This window comes from Legionella qingyii (assembly GCF_003990155.1).
Taxonomy (GTDB): Bacteria; Pseudomonadota; Gammaproteobacteria; order Legionellales; family Legionellaceae; genus Legionella; species Legionella qingyii.
Window position 1 is genome coordinate 30,078 of sequence record NZ_RZGX01000025.1, and the last position, 15,888, is coordinate 45,965.

Sequence of the window (15,888 nt, forward strand, 5' to 3'; positions counted from 1 at the left end):
CATACTGCCTTATTTCTTTATTTTGATTCCAAAACAATGATAATGAAGCCCTGCAGAGGCCTTGTCTACAGCCCAATTAAAAAAAAACAGCTGTAAAATTAAAGTACATTTTTATTTTGCCGCTAACAAGAGTAGAGGGTTTTATACAAAAATCCCAAGTTATGGGGAGAGCATCATGGATATTATCCTGCAAGGCGAACACAGTGGCGAAGAAGCAGCAAAAAGTTTGGCACGTGTATTAGAATTATTTAAAGAACGATATCATATCGCTGGATTTCGTGAAATTCATTTAACAGTCACGTTAATTGATGAACAGGGAGATGATGTTGAGTTAGTTGATAGCGAATCGAATCAGGCGTATCGTATTTTTGAAGTTTATCGGCAAGGTTATGAACTCAATGGTAGAAAAGGAACGCCTGTATTGGAATTAATCGTTGATAACACACGCCCTCGGTGAAGGAGTAGCTTATGCTTTTGGCAATTATCGCCATTATTCTTACATTAATTTTGGTTGTTGGAATACATGAGGGCGGGCATGCATTAGTAGCACGCATTTTTTCAGTGCGAATCAAAAAAATTTCTATAGGTTTTGGCAAGCCGTTATTGCGTTGGCAAAGTCGAAGTGGTTGTGAATGGGTATGGGCTTTTTTTCCGTTAGGGGGCTACGTCCAATTAGAAAATACACGAATCAGTCCGGTGCATCCGAAACAGCACGCCGTATGTTTTGATAAAAAACCGATTTGGCAGCGTATTCTTATTTTATTGGCTGGGGCTGCGGCAAATCTGATTACAGCATGGTTTGCTTTTGTTTTAGTGTATAGCATAGGTCTTACATATACTTTGCCAGAAATCAAAGAAGTACTCCCCAACAGTACTGCCGCGCAATCAGGAATGCTTGCTGGCGATAAATTCAAATCGATTGACGGTTCTGCTACTCCGACCTGGAGTGATGTGGGGATGCGTTTAGTGATTCTATGGGGAAAAAACAATATTCCGGTTACGCTTATTCGGGCTGATGGTAAAGAGTCAAAAACAATGCTTGACTTAAGCCATCAGCAGTTTCGTGGAGTAAAAACATCTTTATTGACGCAATTGGGTATTAAACCTGATTTATCGGCGCCAAAAAATACATTGCGCGCTTCATCTCTTATGGATGCAATACATAAAACGAATGAGTACATGGGCAATATGGTTTATTTTTTTCTAATGATATTGAAACAATTACTTACTGGAGTAATCCCTTTTTCAGTATTGTTAGGACCTCTGGGTATTTTTGCCGCGTCAGTAGCCTCATTCACCCAGGGAGTGGCTGTTTTTCTATTTTTTATAGCCACTTTAAGTCTGGCCGTTGCAGTGATTAACCTAGTTCCTATCCCTGGCTTGGATGGAGGTTCTATACTGTATGCGCTAATTGAAAAAGTCCGCGGCAAAGCGGTCTCAGTGCCAATGGAGCTTTTATTACATCGACTGGTATTTATTATATTTTGTGTGTTATTGGTTCATTTATTGATGAATGATCTGCAGCGAATCTAAATTTTGATGTTCAATGTGATGATTTACCCACGGTTCGTGCACAGCACCATACGTCTACCTGTTTTACTCCCGATTTTTTTAGAGTGAGTGCCAGCTCATTGGCCGTGCTGCCAGTAGTTAAGAGATCATCAATAATTGCTACATGATGCCAGGGAAGTTTTTTAGTTTTAAACGCATGGCGTAAATTTTTTTGTCTTTGTTCTCCATCAAGGCTTGCCTGGGGCTCTGTATTAATGATCTTTTGACAACTGGTTAAATCATAAGGTAACTGTAGTTTTCGGGCGAGTAAACGAACTAAAGCTGCTGCATGGTTAAATCCGCGTGCCTTGATGCGTTGCGGGTGCATAGGAACAGGGATTAAACATTGAGGTTTGGTTTCATGACTGAGTGAATTTAGAATTAAGTGACTTAGAAAAGAACCGAGATAAAGACCATTATGGTATTTAAATTGATGCAAAAGGCTGCGCAGTGGTTCTTCAAAGATGTAATGAATGATTGCACGATCGAAATGAGGTGTTTTTTTAATACAGCGCCCACAGACTAGCAGATGCGTATCGGGTAAAGGATAAGCGCAGTAGCGGCAAGCAGGGCCTAAGCGAGTCATGAGCTCAATACATGCGCTGCATACTGCCATTTTGCAATGATGAAATTGATTGCATAAGGCGCATATTGAGTACAAGCGCAAACTTTGTGTTAAACTCCATATTTTCTGGCGCACGAGCGTTGGAATCCATTAATTTTTCCTGGTTTTATAATGGCTGTTATCTACGAAATTAGCAAGGCATTTAATCAACATGCCGCTGAATATGAACGTGCTGCTAAGGTACAACAAGAAATTGGAGTACGCTTATTAGAGCGATTGCAGTATTTGAATATGAAGCCACAGCGTATTCTTGACCTTGGATGTGGACCAGGTTTTTTTTCCTATGAATTGACCAAAATATATCCAAAGGCCCAGGTTGTTGGTTTGGATTTGGCAGCGTTGATGTTAATTCAGGCGCAAAAAAAACAAGGTTGGCGGCGCAAGTGGTCTTTAGTGGCTGCAGATATGTTGCATATGCCATTTGCTACAGGCGCATTTGACTTGATTTTTGCCAATCAAGTGATTCACTGGGGTAGCCCTTTACAGCAAGTTTTTCGCGAATTGAATCGAGTGATGAAAGCTAATGGATGCTTGATGTTCACTACCTTGGGTCCTGATACCTTTAAAGAATTAAAATACGCCTGGTCCGGAGCAAATCAACATGCTCATGTTAATGAGTTTGCTGACATGCATGATGTAGGTGATTATCTGATGGCAGAGCATTTCTTGGAGCCAGTAGTCGATATGGAATTATTGGCGGTGCATTATGAAAGTCTGCCCAAGTTATTACAGGCTTTAAAAGCTCAAGGGGTAAAAAATATTAATCCTCAAAGAAACCAGGGTTTAACCGGGAAAACGGCTTGGCGACAATTTGAGCAAAATTATTCTACCCTGCAAACTGATAACGGGAAATATCCGTTGACCTATGAAGTAGTTTATGGACATGCCTGGAAAGGCGAGCAAAGAAAAACAGAACTTGGGATAGAAACCATGATCCCTGTTTCGCAGATCATGAGGCGCAAGAGTTAGTATTTTATTGAATACTTATCTTCGCTTAATTTCTTGATACAGTTGTAATGCTCTTTTCCTTGCTAGATTATGATCTACTATGGGAAAAGGATAATCTTTACCCAGGGTAATGAGTAACTCATTTTGAGGCGCTTCCCAAGGTTTGTGAACCCATTTACTAGAAACTTGTGCTAATTCTGGTACCCATGTTTTAACGTATTGACCTTGGGGGTCAAATTTTTCTCCTTGGAGTATGGGATTAAAAATGCGAAAGTAAGGTGCGGCGTCTGCTCCTGAGCCAGCTACCCATTGCCAACTGGCAGAATTATTTGCCAAGTCGGCATCAAGGAGTGTATACCAAAACCATTTCGCTCCTTCTCGCCAATCGATTAATAAATCTTTGACCAGGAATGAGGCAACAATCATTCGTACTCGGTTATGCATGTAGCCAGTTCGCCACAATTCACGCATTCCAGCATCAATAATGGGGAAACCGGTTAACCCTTTTTGCCAGAGTTTCAATTGTTCATTATCATTTTGCCATAAAAAAGCATCGAACTCTGGACGAAAATTGTCATGAGGCAAACTAGGGGCGTGATAAAGTAAATGGTAGGAGAATTCTCTCCATCCTAATTCTGCGAGAAAACGTTCGACTGAGCCAAGGTCAAAATCTTGTTGAAACTGGGCTTGATCAATTGCCCTCCATACTTGCCAGGGACTAATTTCGCCGAAATGTAAATGTGGTGACAGACGCGATGTGCCCGTTTTACTCGGTTCGTCACGATATTTTTTATAATTTTGCAGATGATGTTGAATAAAAAGATCCAGCTTTTTCAGGGCGCCGAGCTCACCAGGCTCCCAAAACGCATGGAATTCTTTTGCCCAATCAGGGTTTTTAGGTAAAAGGTTCCAATTGAATATGTTGTCTGAATTAATCTCAGGACTATCAGGCCATTTATCAACAATAAGAGTATTTGGTATTTCAATTTGCTTTAAGCATTGTTTCCAAAATGGGGTAAATACTTTAAAGTACTCGCCATTTTTATTCTTGATGGTCCAAGGCTCATTTAGCAGACTTCCGTTAAATGAGTTTACTTTTATCCCCAGAGTGGTCAATTCTTTCTTAATGTGTTTGTCACGCGCAATACTGGCTGGCTCATAACATCGATTCCAATAAATTTCAGTAATTGCATGATGTTCCATGAGTTTTTTTAAAATCAGTAAAGCATTTCCTTTCCTTAGGCATAGCTCCAGGCCATGTTTTTTTAATTCTTTTTGCAAACTGGAGAGACTATGATGTAGCCACCAACCTTGCGATCTACCGATTGATTCGCAGGGATCTTCTAAAATATAAAGAGGAATGATCTCGCGATGATTTTTACAGGCTGCATACAATGCTGGATTATCATGACAGCGCAAGTCCTGACGAAACCATACGATTGCGGTTGACATACCTGTCTCCTTTCAATTTAGGCCACGGATTGATTTTGGATTGTAATTATAGCCTGGGTGGGGCGTAGAGCAACCCAGGTTATCTGTCTAATTTACTACGTTCTTGTAATTTCCTGGTTAAGTCAATCAATGCAAGTGCTTTGCGATCAAATATTTTTAGTGCATCAACGGCAATTTGATAATGCGAGTTGATTTCCTCCTCCAATTTATTTTTGGAATACAGAGTTGCAAACGTAGTTTTTTGGTTTGCCAAGTCAGAGGAGCGCCCTTTACCCAAGTCTGCAGGAGCATAATGATCCAGGTAGTCGTCTTGCATTTGAAAAACCAGGCCTAAATGACTGGCATAAGTCCGTAAGGCGACTTGATGTGCTTCCGATGTTGCACGAGCATTCAGAACCATTTCAATGCACGCTAAAATAAGTCGCCCGGTTTTAAGATAGTGAATTTCTCTGAGTTGTTTTTCGCTCGTAGACGATTTCGCTAATTCAGACAAATCCAGGCTTTGTCCACTTACCATCCCACTAATGCCACTGGCTTTAACAAGCTCAAGAGTAACCGCAATGACTTGTTGGGGTTGAATCAGTGGAGAAAGATGAGTTAATAAGACTTCAATAGCCAAAGGTTGCATGCCGTCACCGGCTAAAATCGCTGTTGCCTCATCAAAAGCTTTATGACAACTCGGTTTGCCACGACGCAGATCATCATTGTCCATGGCAGGGAGATCATCATGAATTAACGAATAGCAATGCGTTAATTCAATCGCTGCAGCAATAACATCGAGAATTTTTAAATCAAGATCGAGCAAGTCCCCGGTTAAATAAACCAAAACAGGTCTGATTCTCTTTCCACCAGGGAATAGAGAATAATTAATTGCAGAACGTATCATTGTTGCAGGTATAGAAGCGTCATTGATTATTTGCTGTAGAAATTCTTCGTGCCGTTTTATGTAATTACTTATCACTTAATTGTTCATCCGAGCTGGGTTCTGCAGAGGTTAATGTTTCTATTTTCTGTTCGGCCTTTTGTAGCACATCCTGACAACGTCTGGCCAGGCTAATTCCTTTTTCAAATTGTTTCAGTGAGTCTTCTAAAGAAAGTTCGCCTTTTTCCAGTTGCCTGACAATTTCCTCTAGTTCCGTGATCGATTGCTCAAAATGCATACCTTGGCTCATAGATTTTGTCCTGATTGTGCAAAATGTACTGATTATACTAAGTTGTACTCAGGATTCAATGTAAGTAAATTAATTTTATTTGAATTGTATTCCCTGGTTTCTCTCGGCTGCCTCCAGGAGATGCCTAATGAAGATTCGATAAACTAAATCGTGTATATTAACGGCAACTGAATCTGATGGAATAAGTATGAAAACGAAAACCCAATTTGTATGCAGTCAATGTGCCGCAATTTTTAAGCAATGGGCTGGACAGTGCACGCAGTGTGGGGCATGGAATTCGATCGCAGAAGAAGGTATGCCGGTGAGTCGGAATTCGCGCAGCGGTTCTTGGGTGAATCAACGCTCAGTAATCACAGCTGTAGAAGATGTGGTTATGGATAAAGAAGTGCGTATGGATTGTGGTTTATCCGAACTTAACAGAGTACTTGGTGGGGGATTGGTTTATGGCTCTGTAGTCCTAATTGGCGGCGATCCGGGCATCGGTAAATCGACTTTGTTATTGCAAACCTTGGCCAATCTCTCCATGCAAGAAACTGTTTTGTATGTGACTGGTGAAGAATCCTTACAACAAGTAGCTATGCGTGCCAAACGACTGGGATTGCCTTTGGCGGGATTACGACTTTTAGCCGAGACCCAGGTTGAGTCAATTATTGCGCAAGCACAAAAAGAAAATCCTAAAGTCATCGTTATCGATTCCATTCAAACTATTTTCACAGAAACGATTAGTTCTGCTCCTGGAGGGGTAAGCCAGGTGCGTGAATCGGCAGCACAATTGGTTCGTTTTGCCAAGCTAACGCAAACCGCGGTGTTTCTGGTTGGACATGTAACGAAAGAGGGTGCTTTAGCCGGTCCACGAGTTTTAGAGCATATGGTAGACAGTGTTTTATATTTTGAAGGCCAAAGTGACAGTCGGTTTAGGGTCATTCGTGCCATTAAAAACCGTTTTGGTGCAGTCAATGAGCTCGGTGTGTTTGCGATGACGGACAAAGGTTTAAAAGAAGTGGCTAATCCCTCAGCGATTTTTTTATCGCGTCAGCCAGAGCCTACTGCAGGTAGTGCCGTGATGGTTACGTGGGAAGGGTCGCGCCCTATGTTGGTTGAAGTACAAGCTCTGGTTGATGAAGCACATGGGCAGCAATCCAAGCGTGTGACGGTTGGGCTTGAATCCAATCGTTTGGCTATTTTACTGGCTGTTTTACATCGACATGGAGGAATTGCTACGTACGATCAAGATATTTTCATTAATGTAGTGGGTGGCGTGAAGGTGACGGAAACCGGGTCCGACTTGGCCTTATTAGCAGCAGTAGTATCCAGTTTACGTAATCGAATTTTTGATAGGGAAACCATTATCTTTGGTGAAGTAGGCCTAGCAGGTGAAATTAGACCGGTCCAAAGTGGGCAAGAGCGCTTGAAAGAAGCAGCAAAACATGGTTTTAAACGAGCAATTGTCCCGTTTGCCAATGCGCCGAAACAGAATAACTCTTCAATGATAATCGAACCTGTTAAATATTTGCATGAAGTTTTGGAAAAAATGTAGCCTGATTTGAAAAGTGAATTGGAGGATAAGAGTATAAAAAAGAAACGTCTTTCTCCCAAAATGAAATCCATAGAATATACTAAAGAAGAATGTGTGAATTTTTTGATGCGTCTCTATGAAGTGGTTGAGTTAATGCCCCTAGAGAGTGAGGCAGCAAAAAATGCCAAGGCGATTTTTTTAAAGACGTGCCAGAATGAATTGGAAATTCGAAGGATACGTGATTTGGTGATTTCTTAAACTTGTCTTGTCGTAGCCTGGACCCTTTTTCAACCAGGCTATATTCAGACGATGGTGGGATGATATATGGACATAACTCCTTTTTTTAAATTAATGGTTGACCGCGGTGCTTCAGACTTATTTTTTAGTGTAGGAGCGCCACCCCATATTAAAATTGAAGGAGTCATTTCTCCTGTAGGCCAGGTACCACTTAAATCCCAACAAATGGCTGAAATTGTTTTATCGCTGATGAATGATGATCAGCGTAAAGAATTCGAGGCTAATTGGGAGCTGAATATGGCGCTCTCCATTGCCGCCGTTGGGCGTTTCAGAATTAATTTGTTTCGCCAGCGTGGAGACATCTCTATGGTGGTGCGTTATATCAAGAATAAGATTCCTTCAATTGAACAATTAAATTTACCGCTGATTTTAAAATCGATTGTTATGGAGTTACGTGGCCTGGTTTTGGTCGTAGGTGCTACAGGATCGGGGAAATCAACAACTTTGGCGGCGATGATTGATTATCGCAATGAAAATCAAAGTGGGCATATTTTAACGATTGAAGACCCCATCGAATTTATTCATCAGCATAAAAAATCCATAGTGGATCAACGTGAAGTGGGTATCGATACAATGAGCTATGATAATGCCTTAATCAATGCAATGCGTGAAGCTCCTGATGTGATTTTAATCGGCGAGATTCGTGAGCGCAATGCGATGAAGCATGCTATTGCCTATGCAGAAACAGGGCATTTATGTATTTCGACGCTCCATGCCAATAATGCAAATCAGGCAATGGATCGCATTATCAATTTTTTCCCTGAAGATGCAAGAAAACAGGTATTGATGGACTTGTCGCTTAATTTGCGAGCTATTATTTCAATGCGTCTTATTCCCGGTGTGAACAATCAACGTATGGCCGCTGTAGAATTATTATTAAATACACCTTATGTTTCTGATTTGATCGAGAAAGGAAAAATTGATGACATTAAAGAGGCTATGGAGCGCAGCACCGAACAGGGCATGCAGACTTTTGATCAGGCTTTATTAAAATTATATCGAAATGGGGTGATTTCCAAGGAAAATGCAATTAAGTATGCTGACTCAAAAAATAATGTTGGTTTGCAAATTCGTTTAAATAGCAGCGCAGACTTTGATTCACAAGATGATAATTTGACAATCGATGAGAATTGATTTTTTTGTTCTTCGTGTTAAAATTTAGAGCAATTTGATTCCGATCTATGGTTCATGGCTGCATTTTTTCAGATTAGAGACATTACGTTAGGGCCTGCTTCACATGCATCGGGACATGAGGCGTATCTTAAAGCGGTATATACTCCTCCCAATCGGGAAAAACCACCCTATAAAATCATTTATAAAAAGAATAAATACGATCGAGCGGAATTCTCTCGTTTGGAAGTGATGTTTAGCCAGTTGGCTCGCTTGTTTTTATTATCTGATCTAACGCCATCCAACAACCTGGTGGTAGATGAGGAAAAAAATATTCTTGGTTTAGCCGTTCAGCATCTTTGCTATGTTATAGCAAACAAGGAGCGTTCAGAGCATGACTTTTATACATTAAATGATCCTAATACAGGTTGCACCACTTCTCCTTTTCGCCCCAATGATCCCATCCAAATACCCATTTATTTTCTGGATAAATTGCCGCAGGGTTTTTTTGCGCGCCTAGTTGAAGCGGAGATAGATGGAAATTTAACCATTGATTATGAATCTTTAGCCAGCATCCTCGCAACTTCTTATACTTTGGAAGAGGATGATTTGCATAAAGGAAATTATGGTTTTTATCTGGTAGAGCGCAATGGTAAGCCTCAGGTGGTATTCTTTAAAATTGATCATGATTTGATGTTCGTAGATAGCATCATGGGGTTTCATACTCGCCGGCCTTTCCACTTAATACACGGTGCCCATGCGTTTGACATCACAATTGAGGATCTTAAGTCTCTAACGTGTTTAACCCATTCTTCTAATTCCTATTGGCCAACAAAATTTGGTTATATTGCTAATCCTTTTGACAATAAGGAATACCATAATTATGCTGATATCAATGCATTTTCTCTGCTAAGTCATAATCCCCTGTTTATCAACGCCAAATGGAAATCTTTTTATAAACATATATTAATTCCGAATGAGCTTATTAAGCAGACATTACAAGATTGTGCGGAGATGGAAAGCGCTTCTGATCGCGCCGAAGTCGCTTTAATGACTCAAACGACCATAGCAAGGATTGCCCGTTTGCGTGCCGCATTGTTTTCGATAAAAGAATTTCGAAATTATGTATGCAAATTAGATAAGGGGCAAACAGAGGCTTTATTGAAAGAAATCATTCCGCCACATTTGCTAACTGAGGTGCTTGTACACAAAGTTCGTGAATCGTTTCATCAATATGAGAATCTATGTAAAGCTGGGGGGGGATTTGAGGAAGGGGATACCCCTTTACATACAGCAATTAAGCTGGGTGAGTATCGCTATGAAGAAACTTTGAGCATGTTTGGTGAGTTCATTAATGTCAAAAACAAAGCGGGTAAAACTCCTTTAGATATTGCGGCAGAACGAGTTCGAGCTGGAACGATTGATGAATCTGACGCACAAAACAATGGGATGTTAATCAGCAAGCATTTAATACAAAATGGGGCGCAAATAACCAAGATATATAGGGATTCTGGCCTTCCATCTATAGTTAAAGCATATGCTTTTAAAAATCCTTATTTGGAAGGAATAAGACCCAATATGAGTTATCGATCTTTTAAACAAATTTTAAGAGATATAGGTGAGGATCATCGGTTTTGTCTCAAATTTCAAAAGAATTTAGCTCTAGAGTGCATTAAACACTTTATTAAAGTGAATAAAGAACACCCTAAATTTGAGAACAGACTGCATCAATTAAGATACGATATAAATGGTTACTCATCTGAAGAAGAATCGGCGGGGGTGAAATACATACGCCAGTTACGCAGCAAATTATGGATTATTCGCCAGCTAAGGGGATTATATGGATGGAGTTCTACTCAATGGGAAATCAATACTCTGATCAACCGGGCTTTAGAGCAGCATGAAACCAAAAAATCCAATTCTTTTTGCTTCTTTTCTTGTGGGACACAACCAGAAGCCTCCTCGACATACGAGTTACAAGAACCCCATCTCGGGATGTAATCCCGGTTTATAATAACTGAAGCATCATCATCTTTTTTTGTGTCGATTGAGTTCATAAGAGGACAAATTTTGTATGTGCAATGTCATTTCCGCGCAGGCGGGAATCTATCGATCAAATTGTTTGTGTGCAATGTCATTCCCGCGTAGGCGGGAATCTATCGATCAAATTAATTTTTTGCTTGGTTTGTGAGATGGACAAATTGTATGTGCGCAATGTCATTCCCGCGTAGGCGGGAATCTATCGATCAAATTAATTTTTTGCTTGGTTTGTGAGATGGACAAATTGTTTGTGCGCAATGTCGTTCCCGCGTAGGCGGGAATCTATTTCTAATGAGGTACAGTGTTAGTTGAAGAATAGATTCCCGCCTGCGCGGGAATGACATGAATTTTGAACAAAATGAATTATTAATGCGTTTGCATTTCCCCCAGATGAAATGGGTAATCGTGGCGGCAACGGGCATATGCGGCGCCAATTTTGGTGGGGTCGGGATAAAATGCGTAATGAGTGGCTTTGTAGGCACAGCAGGGAACGGCGCTCACAAAACAACCTCTTTTGGCATTCCAGCGATAATGGCCATCTTCTGCTAGCTGTAATGTTTTGCCATCAAAACAGACATAACGGGGTTGTGAAGGAATTTCGCCAATCACACAACCTTGAGCATAAGCAAAATTTATGAATGCAAATAATAGTCCCCAAAGTATAATTTTCATCATTTCAATCCCTTTATCTTGCTATACTAATGTTATACGTTAGTCCATCTTACAGTCTTTCTTCAAGCAAGATGTGATTATTTAATGTGATACTTAAGGATAATTTAATTAATTTAGCATAAAATATATAGATAATGGTTTGAATGGTTTGATTATGCCTAAGAACGACTCTCTTTTAGCTGCAATAAATAATCCTGCGTTGTTATCAAAAGGGGATTTAGCACGCCATGCACTAGATGAATTAATCTCAGTTGATTTGAGTGATCCGGTAAATTTACGTAAAGCAGTTACAAAACATCGGGTTTTATGGGGAAGAGAGTTTGGCATAAGGCCGGATGGAATTGATACTTGGGAATCTACAAATCCAAGGTTTTTGGCGGGAGCCGATGCTGATGATTATCTAAATGATGAAACTTTTTTAGACTCAACGGATCGGGTTGATAGTTTTGCAAAAATCAAACAAGCGGCTACAGAACAACGCATTCACTTTGGTCTGAGTGCAGTTACCGATCAAGAAGTTTTAATTAATATTTTAAAATATAATTCTGATGAGTGTAGGGCTTATTTGACGAAAAAGGTAGTCCCTGAGATGCCTGTGCCTCAAGGATGGCATGCAACGGCACCTCATGCTACACCAGGACATCCAGGTACCAATGATTCCAGGGATATCTTGACTGATGAAGCGGTGATTCGAATTCAACAACAGGCAGCGAAACAGTTATTATTTCAATTAATCGCTAAACCAGACCTCCAGAATCCAAAATTACTCGATGATTTAATCAGCGCCAGGAATGACCTTAAAGTGGCGGCACAGGCACTGGGTTTTCCAGAAGAAGGGCTGACTTCTTTGGAGCAAGAATTTCCCGATGAACTGTTTGATAAAGCTCAAGAACGTAGTGATGCCTTAAAAAAAGTTGCTGCCCTGGAAGAATTTAACCGAATTCTTAGCACACTGGATTATACCTGGCTATCAAGCAAAACCCCAATGTTAGGAATTGCCAGCCCGGAAGGGTTCCTTAATACCTTGTTAAATCAGCCAGAATTCCTTGCGGTAAATGACACACTTAAAGAAGATAAAGCCGTATTAGGCGCAAAAGTACAACAACAATTGTGTGCACGATATTTGCAAGATAAATTATTAAAGGATGGCCTAAATCTAGGCGACCGCACCACCAAAGGAGCTCCAATTTGTAATGCCAATAATGAAGCCGATTTAAAAGCTGCATTAAAAAATGGTATTCCAGGACATGATGCGATTATCGATAAAGCGGTAGGAACAGATAATCTCACTTTGTTTAAAGTGTCTATGATCAAGGGGTTGTTGTCAAAAATTCCTTCCAACGCTCATAACATAGGTTATTTAAAAGGGCTTGATCAAGCTAAAATCAAAGATTTACCAAAACGATTGGCTGGGTTTATAGATAATGGAAATGATTCCTTTTCATTAGATTTTCTTAAGCCAGAACACCTAAATGATATAAAGGGCGTCATTCGAGAGCAGCTTAAATCATTTGCTCGTGATCAGCGTATCGAAGATTTTAAGGATTTGGTCGATAAAACCCAAAGCAGTTATGGCCGTGAAGCCCATAAAGCATTAATTGATTTGTTTCGCCAATTGCCTGAGGAAAAGCAGGTCGAAATCCTTTCAGTGGAAAAGCGTAATGACTTAAATCTTGTAATTAATGCGCGAACTCCGGAACAGATTAAGTTTTTTTGGGGAACTGTTAATTCTCATGGTCAACCTCTCAATGTTAGCGCTCTGGTACTGGAAAATGAAAGAAATGCCGCTTTTAAGAATGTTCATAATCCTGTTATAGCCAAGTTACTGGTCAACCTCGATATTCCTACCGATAAAATTGCAGCAGTAAATCAAGCTTTATTTGATCATAGAGCACTTAATTTCTCGGATCCTGATCATTATAAAACATTGGTTGAAGCACTTTGGGTCGCAAGTGGGAGTCCTGCCAATAAGAATGAATTTTATCAAGCGTTTAATTTAACAGCTGCTGATTCAAATGTTTTGGCTCCTCCTCATGAAGTAGCCAATAAAATTCAAGCACATCATAAGAACAATGTTATTGTCTATGAACGACTACAAGAACCTAGAATATTACCGGCTGGGAAAAGGTTTGATGAACTATTTTTAAAAGTTGGCAGACCTGGTTCTTGGGCATCAGCGGACGATGTAAAGAAGGCGGAAGCCCTTTTTGTTGCGAGTAAAGATGTCCATGAGTTTCTTGATAAGTTGATTCCAGAGCCAAACGATGAGCAATCAAAAGCACTGAAAGAATCATTAAGCAGAGCGCTTACTCCAACGGTATTTCGTGAAATAAAAGCTGAAAAACGAAAGAATCTATTTGACAAAGATAACGACGAAAATAAACAAAAGATTATCAATGAAGTAACTCAGGAATTAACTGAACTACAAAAAAGCAAGCCATCCATTGAAGAGCATAAAGCAAAGCTTGAGAAAATTCCTGACAATAAGATATTGCAGGCAAGCTTATACAACTTGGCACTCGAAGGGAACACATCAGAAAGAACTCAGGCAATGAAAAAGACATATAAAGAATTGTCTGAGCAATGTGATGAGATTATAGAGCACTTAGAGACTAATTTACGCGATTTGGATGCATGTCTTGAGAGTACAAAAGAGCCACAACCACCCAATGACATCAAGAGTCTGGAAGTTAGACGACAATTTACCGAGATGCGTGAAAAGTTAGAAGCCGAGAAAACTGCAGTTGCTGAGCAGTTAGCTTTTTATAAAACGACGAAAGCTAAAATTTCGGGCGAAAAAGGTTTGTTATCAACAATTGATGAGTTTTCCAGTGGTAAAGTTAGATTACAGCATAAGTCATCAAATGTTATGTATAAAGCCATAGAAAAAGATCAAGTGGCAACTTTAGCTAGGCAATTAAATCCTGCGGCAACCTCAACGTTAGGAACTACTTTAAGTACCAATCGAGATCCAAATTATTCAATAGAAGAAATCCCTGAAAAGGGCAAAGTTCTATGCGCTGATATGGTTCATTACCAGCCCGACGAAAATAATCCGGGTAACAAAATTGAAGCCGATAAAGGCCGTTTTACTGTCGATTTTCATCCTGAGGGGAAAATTGTTCCCGGGCTTCTGCAGGGATCAGAGGTTTATAAACGTCATCCCCAAGAAGTGAAGATATTTTATTTATCTGAAGACCCAAACTACAAAGCCAAAGATGCAATCGAGGCAGCAATGAATTTGCTGGAACGTTGGGATGGTAAAACCCCAATTACATTGAAAGGGGTTAAAGGAAAAGAAGAGGAATTGCAATATTTATGGACTGCATTAGTTGTACTTGGTGAACACCATCCTAATTTTTCTCAAAGTAAAATAGAATTTTCCGTCCGCAATACCGCCGCATGGAACCCCAGTGTCGAAAAAAATTGGAGAGGCTTTACTAAGGAATCTGTTTATGAGAGCGTATTTAAAGGTACGGCCAAAAGCCATATTGCAGCGCAAGTAGCGGATTTTAAGAGCATCATGGACAAAAGAAAAAGAGAAGAATTGGATACTACAAGCAAGAAGACCGTTTCTGATTATAAAGAGAACTTAAGTGGTATAAAAACACCGAATGATAAAAATAAAAAAATCGAAGGACCAGTGTTGTCACAAGGTGGTAATTCCATTAAAAAATAGCAATGAGATAAATAGGTGCAATGGGAACAAATTTTATAACGATGTGAAGTTTAATGAATAATGCCATGGGCTATTATTATAATATAAGCACAGAAACCCTTCGTATACGGGAGAATAAATATGCCAGGTCCATATGTGGGTCAATTTGAAGCTCTAATTGATGGAGCAGACTACAGTGATATAAGTTATCTTAAGGAAATTGCTAATGCAAAAGCATCTACTGTGGCTAGTGTTACTGTGGTTAGTGTATATAACAATATTCGTGATAAATTATCAAAACTTGCAATAAAAAAACAAAGACAGGATTTAGAACTATATGCCAAAGTTCGAGTCGGTCTAGGATACGGGGATACAAGTTGGATTGATGATCGCGAGGCCATTGCGCTTCAACAGCGTGCAAGAGACAAAATTGCTTCTTTGAACAATGCTCATGACATAAAAGGTACTATTGATGCCATGGATGCCATGGATGATGCTGCCTTAGCGGCTTTGACCACTTACTATAATGCCCCGCGTGGTAACGAGGATCAAAAACGGGCGGCATTGCAAGTTCTTAATACCACTTTAAATTTAGTTGGTGGAGTTGATTTCGGCCAACAAGCGAATCTTCATGATGCAGAGGCTAATTTAATCGATAGGGCGGTAGAAGAAAAGCGTACTTCACTTCAGAATGCTCATGACATAAAAGGTACTATTGATGCCATGGATGCCATGGATGATGCTGCCTTGGCGGCTTTGACCACTTACCATAATACCCCGCGTGGTAACGAGGATCAAAAACGGGCGGCATTGCAAGTTCTTAATACCACTTTAAATTTAGTTGGTG

14 protein-coding genes are annotated in these 15,888 nt (G+C 40.0%); 9 read left to right on the top strand and 5 right to left on the bottom strand.

Annotated elements, in window-relative coordinates:
- Positions 1-175 precede the first annotated feature (175 nt).
- Together ELY20_RS15155 and ELY20_RS15160 are read left to right on the top strand one after the other, a co-directional pair.
- Positions 176-457, top strand: coding sequence for a hypothetical protein (locus ELY20_RS15155; RefSeq protein ID WP_110143908.1), 282 nt, complete (start codon positions 176-178; stop codon positions 455-457).
- Between the two features lie 11 nt (positions 458-468).
- Positions 469-1,533 (top strand): M50 family metallopeptidase, encoded by a 1,065-nt coding sequence (locus ELY20_RS15160; protein WP_110143907.1) that lies wholly within the window; start codon positions 469-471, stop codon positions 1,531-1,533.
- 10 nt (positions 1,534-1,543) lie between these two features.
- Here ELY20_RS15160 and ELY20_RS15165 read toward each other — a convergent pair whose 3' ends face one another.
- The gene (locus tag ELY20_RS15165) at positions 1,544-2,251 is read right to left on the bottom strand and encodes a ComF family protein (RefSeq protein WP_407656347.1); all 708 of its coding nucleotides are present in this window, start codon (positions 2,249-2,251) and stop codon (positions 1,544-1,546) included.
- Positions 2,252-2,287: 36 nt separating this feature from the next.
- On the opposite strand from ELY20_RS15165, the gene bioC reads away from it, so the two are divergent.
- Complete coding sequence (gene bioC / locus ELY20_RS15170) at positions 2,288-3,145, top strand: malonyl-ACP O-methyltransferase BioC (protein ID WP_110143905.1); 858 nt, start codon at positions 2,288-2,290, stop codon at positions 3,143-3,145.
- Positions 3,146-3,160: 15 nt separating this feature from the next.
- On the opposite strand, the gene ELY20_RS15175 is transcribed toward bioC, so the two are convergent.
- The 3 genes from ELY20_RS15175 to ELY20_RS15185 all read right to left on the bottom strand — a co-directional run bounded on the left by ELY20_RS15175 (position 3,161) and on the right by ELY20_RS15185 (position 5,748).
- Positions 3,161-4,576: a cryptochrome/photolyase family protein gene (locus ELY20_RS15175; RefSeq protein WP_110143904.1), complete on the bottom strand. Its 1,416-nt coding sequence runs from the start codon at positions 4,574-4,576 to the stop codon at positions 3,161-3,163.
- A 79-nt stretch (positions 4,577-4,655) separates the two neighbouring features.
- Entirely contained in the window at positions 4,656-5,537 is an 882-nt protein-coding gene (locus tag ELY20_RS15180) for a polyprenyl synthetase family protein (protein ID WP_110143903.1), read from the bottom strand.
- Positions 5,527-5,748: an exodeoxyribonuclease VII small subunit gene (locus ELY20_RS15185; protein WP_058468177.1), complete on the bottom strand. Its 222-nt coding sequence runs from the start codon at positions 5,746-5,748 to the stop codon at positions 5,527-5,529. The genes ELY20_RS15180 and ELY20_RS15185 overlap by 11 nt, the downstream gene beginning before the upstream one ends.
- Positions 5,749-5,935: 187 nt before the next feature.
- Between ELY20_RS15185 and radA the strand changes: the two genes are divergently transcribed.
- The 4 genes from radA to ankK all read left to right on the top strand — a co-directional run bounded on the left by radA (position 5,936) and on the right by ankK (position 10,672).
- On the top strand, positions 5,936-7,285 hold the full coding sequence (radA, locus tag ELY20_RS15190; RefSeq protein WP_110143902.1) for a DNA repair protein RadA: 1,350 nt from the start codon (positions 5,936-5,938) through the stop codon (positions 7,283-7,285).
- Positions 7,286-7,291: 6 nt separating this feature from the next.
- Complete coding sequence (locus ELY20_RS15195; protein WP_133249344.1) at positions 7,292-7,522, top strand: hypothetical protein; 231 nt, start codon at positions 7,292-7,294, stop codon at positions 7,520-7,522.
- A 66-nt stretch (positions 7,523-7,588) separates the two neighbouring features.
- Positions 7,589-8,695, top strand: coding sequence for a PilT/PilU family type 4a pilus ATPase (locus ELY20_RS15200; protein WP_110143901.1), 1,107 nt, complete (start codon positions 7,589-7,591; stop codon positions 8,693-8,695).
- A 54-nt stretch (positions 8,696-8,749) separates the two neighbouring features.
- Positions 8,750-10,672: a Dot/Icm T4SS effector AnkK/LegA5 gene (gene ankK / locus ELY20_RS15205; protein ID WP_127059506.1), complete on the top strand. Its 1,923-nt coding sequence runs from the start codon at positions 8,750-8,752 to the stop codon at positions 10,670-10,672.
- Positions 10,673-11,077: 405 nt separating this feature from the next.
- Here the strand turns inward: ankK and ELY20_RS15210 are convergent, their stop codons facing one another.
- Positions 11,078-11,386: a hypothetical protein gene (locus ELY20_RS15210; protein WP_058468182.1), complete on the bottom strand. Its 309-nt coding sequence runs from the start codon at positions 11,384-11,386 to the stop codon at positions 11,078-11,080.
- 151 nt (positions 11,387-11,537) lie between these two features.
- Here ELY20_RS15210 and ELY20_RS15215 point away from each other — a divergent pair, with 151 nt between their 5' ends.
- Together ELY20_RS15215 and ELY20_RS15220 are read left to right on the top strand one after the other, a co-directional pair.
- Entirely contained in the window at positions 11,538-15,062 is a 3,525-nt protein-coding gene (locus tag ELY20_RS15215; RefSeq protein ID WP_110143802.1) for a hypothetical protein, read from the top strand.
- A 120-nt stretch (positions 15,063-15,182) separates the two neighbouring features.
- The coding region (locus ELY20_RS15220) for a hypothetical protein (protein ID WP_148112580.1) at positions 15,183-15,888 on the top strand (706 nt) is incomplete at its 3' end.

Excerpts from the sequence above, each read along its gene's own strand:
- ELY20_RS15155 (WP_110143908.1), top strand. The coding sequence starts at position 176 with ATGGATATTATCCTGCAAGGCGAACACAGTGGCGAAGAAGCAGCAAAA.
- ELY20_RS15160 (WP_110143907.1), top strand. The coding sequence starts at position 469 with ATGCTTTTGGCAATTATCGCCATTATTCTTACATTAATTTTGGTTGTT.
- bioC (WP_110143905.1), top strand. The coding sequence starts at position 2,288 with ATGGCTGTTATCTACGAAATTAGCAAGGCATTTAATCAACATGCCGCT.
- ELY20_RS15175 (WP_110143904.1), bottom strand. The coding sequence starts at position 4,576 with ATGTCAACCGCAATCGTATGGTTTCGTCAGGACTTGCGCTGTCATGAT.
- ELY20_RS15185 (WP_058468177.1), bottom strand. The coding sequence starts at position 5,748 with ATGAGCCAAGGTATGCATTTTGAGCAATCGATCACGGAACTAGAGGAA.
- radA (WP_110143902.1), top strand. The coding sequence starts at position 5,936 with ATGAAAACGAAAACCCAATTTGTATGCAGTCAATGTGCCGCAATTTTT.
- ELY20_RS15200 (WP_110143901.1), top strand. The coding sequence starts at position 7,589 with ATGGACATAACTCCTTTTTTTAAATTAATGGTTGACCGCGGTGCTTCA.
- ankK (WP_127059506.1), top strand. The coding sequence starts at position 8,750 with ATGGCTGCATTTTTTCAGATTAGAGACATTACGTTAGGGCCTGCTTCA.
- ELY20_RS15210 (WP_058468182.1), bottom strand. The coding sequence starts at position 11,386 with ATGATGAAAATTATACTTTGGGGACTATTATTTGCATTCATAAATTTT.
- ELY20_RS15215 (WP_110143802.1), top strand. The coding sequence starts at position 11,538 with ATGCCTAAGAACGACTCTCTTTTAGCTGCAATAAATAATCCTGCGTTG.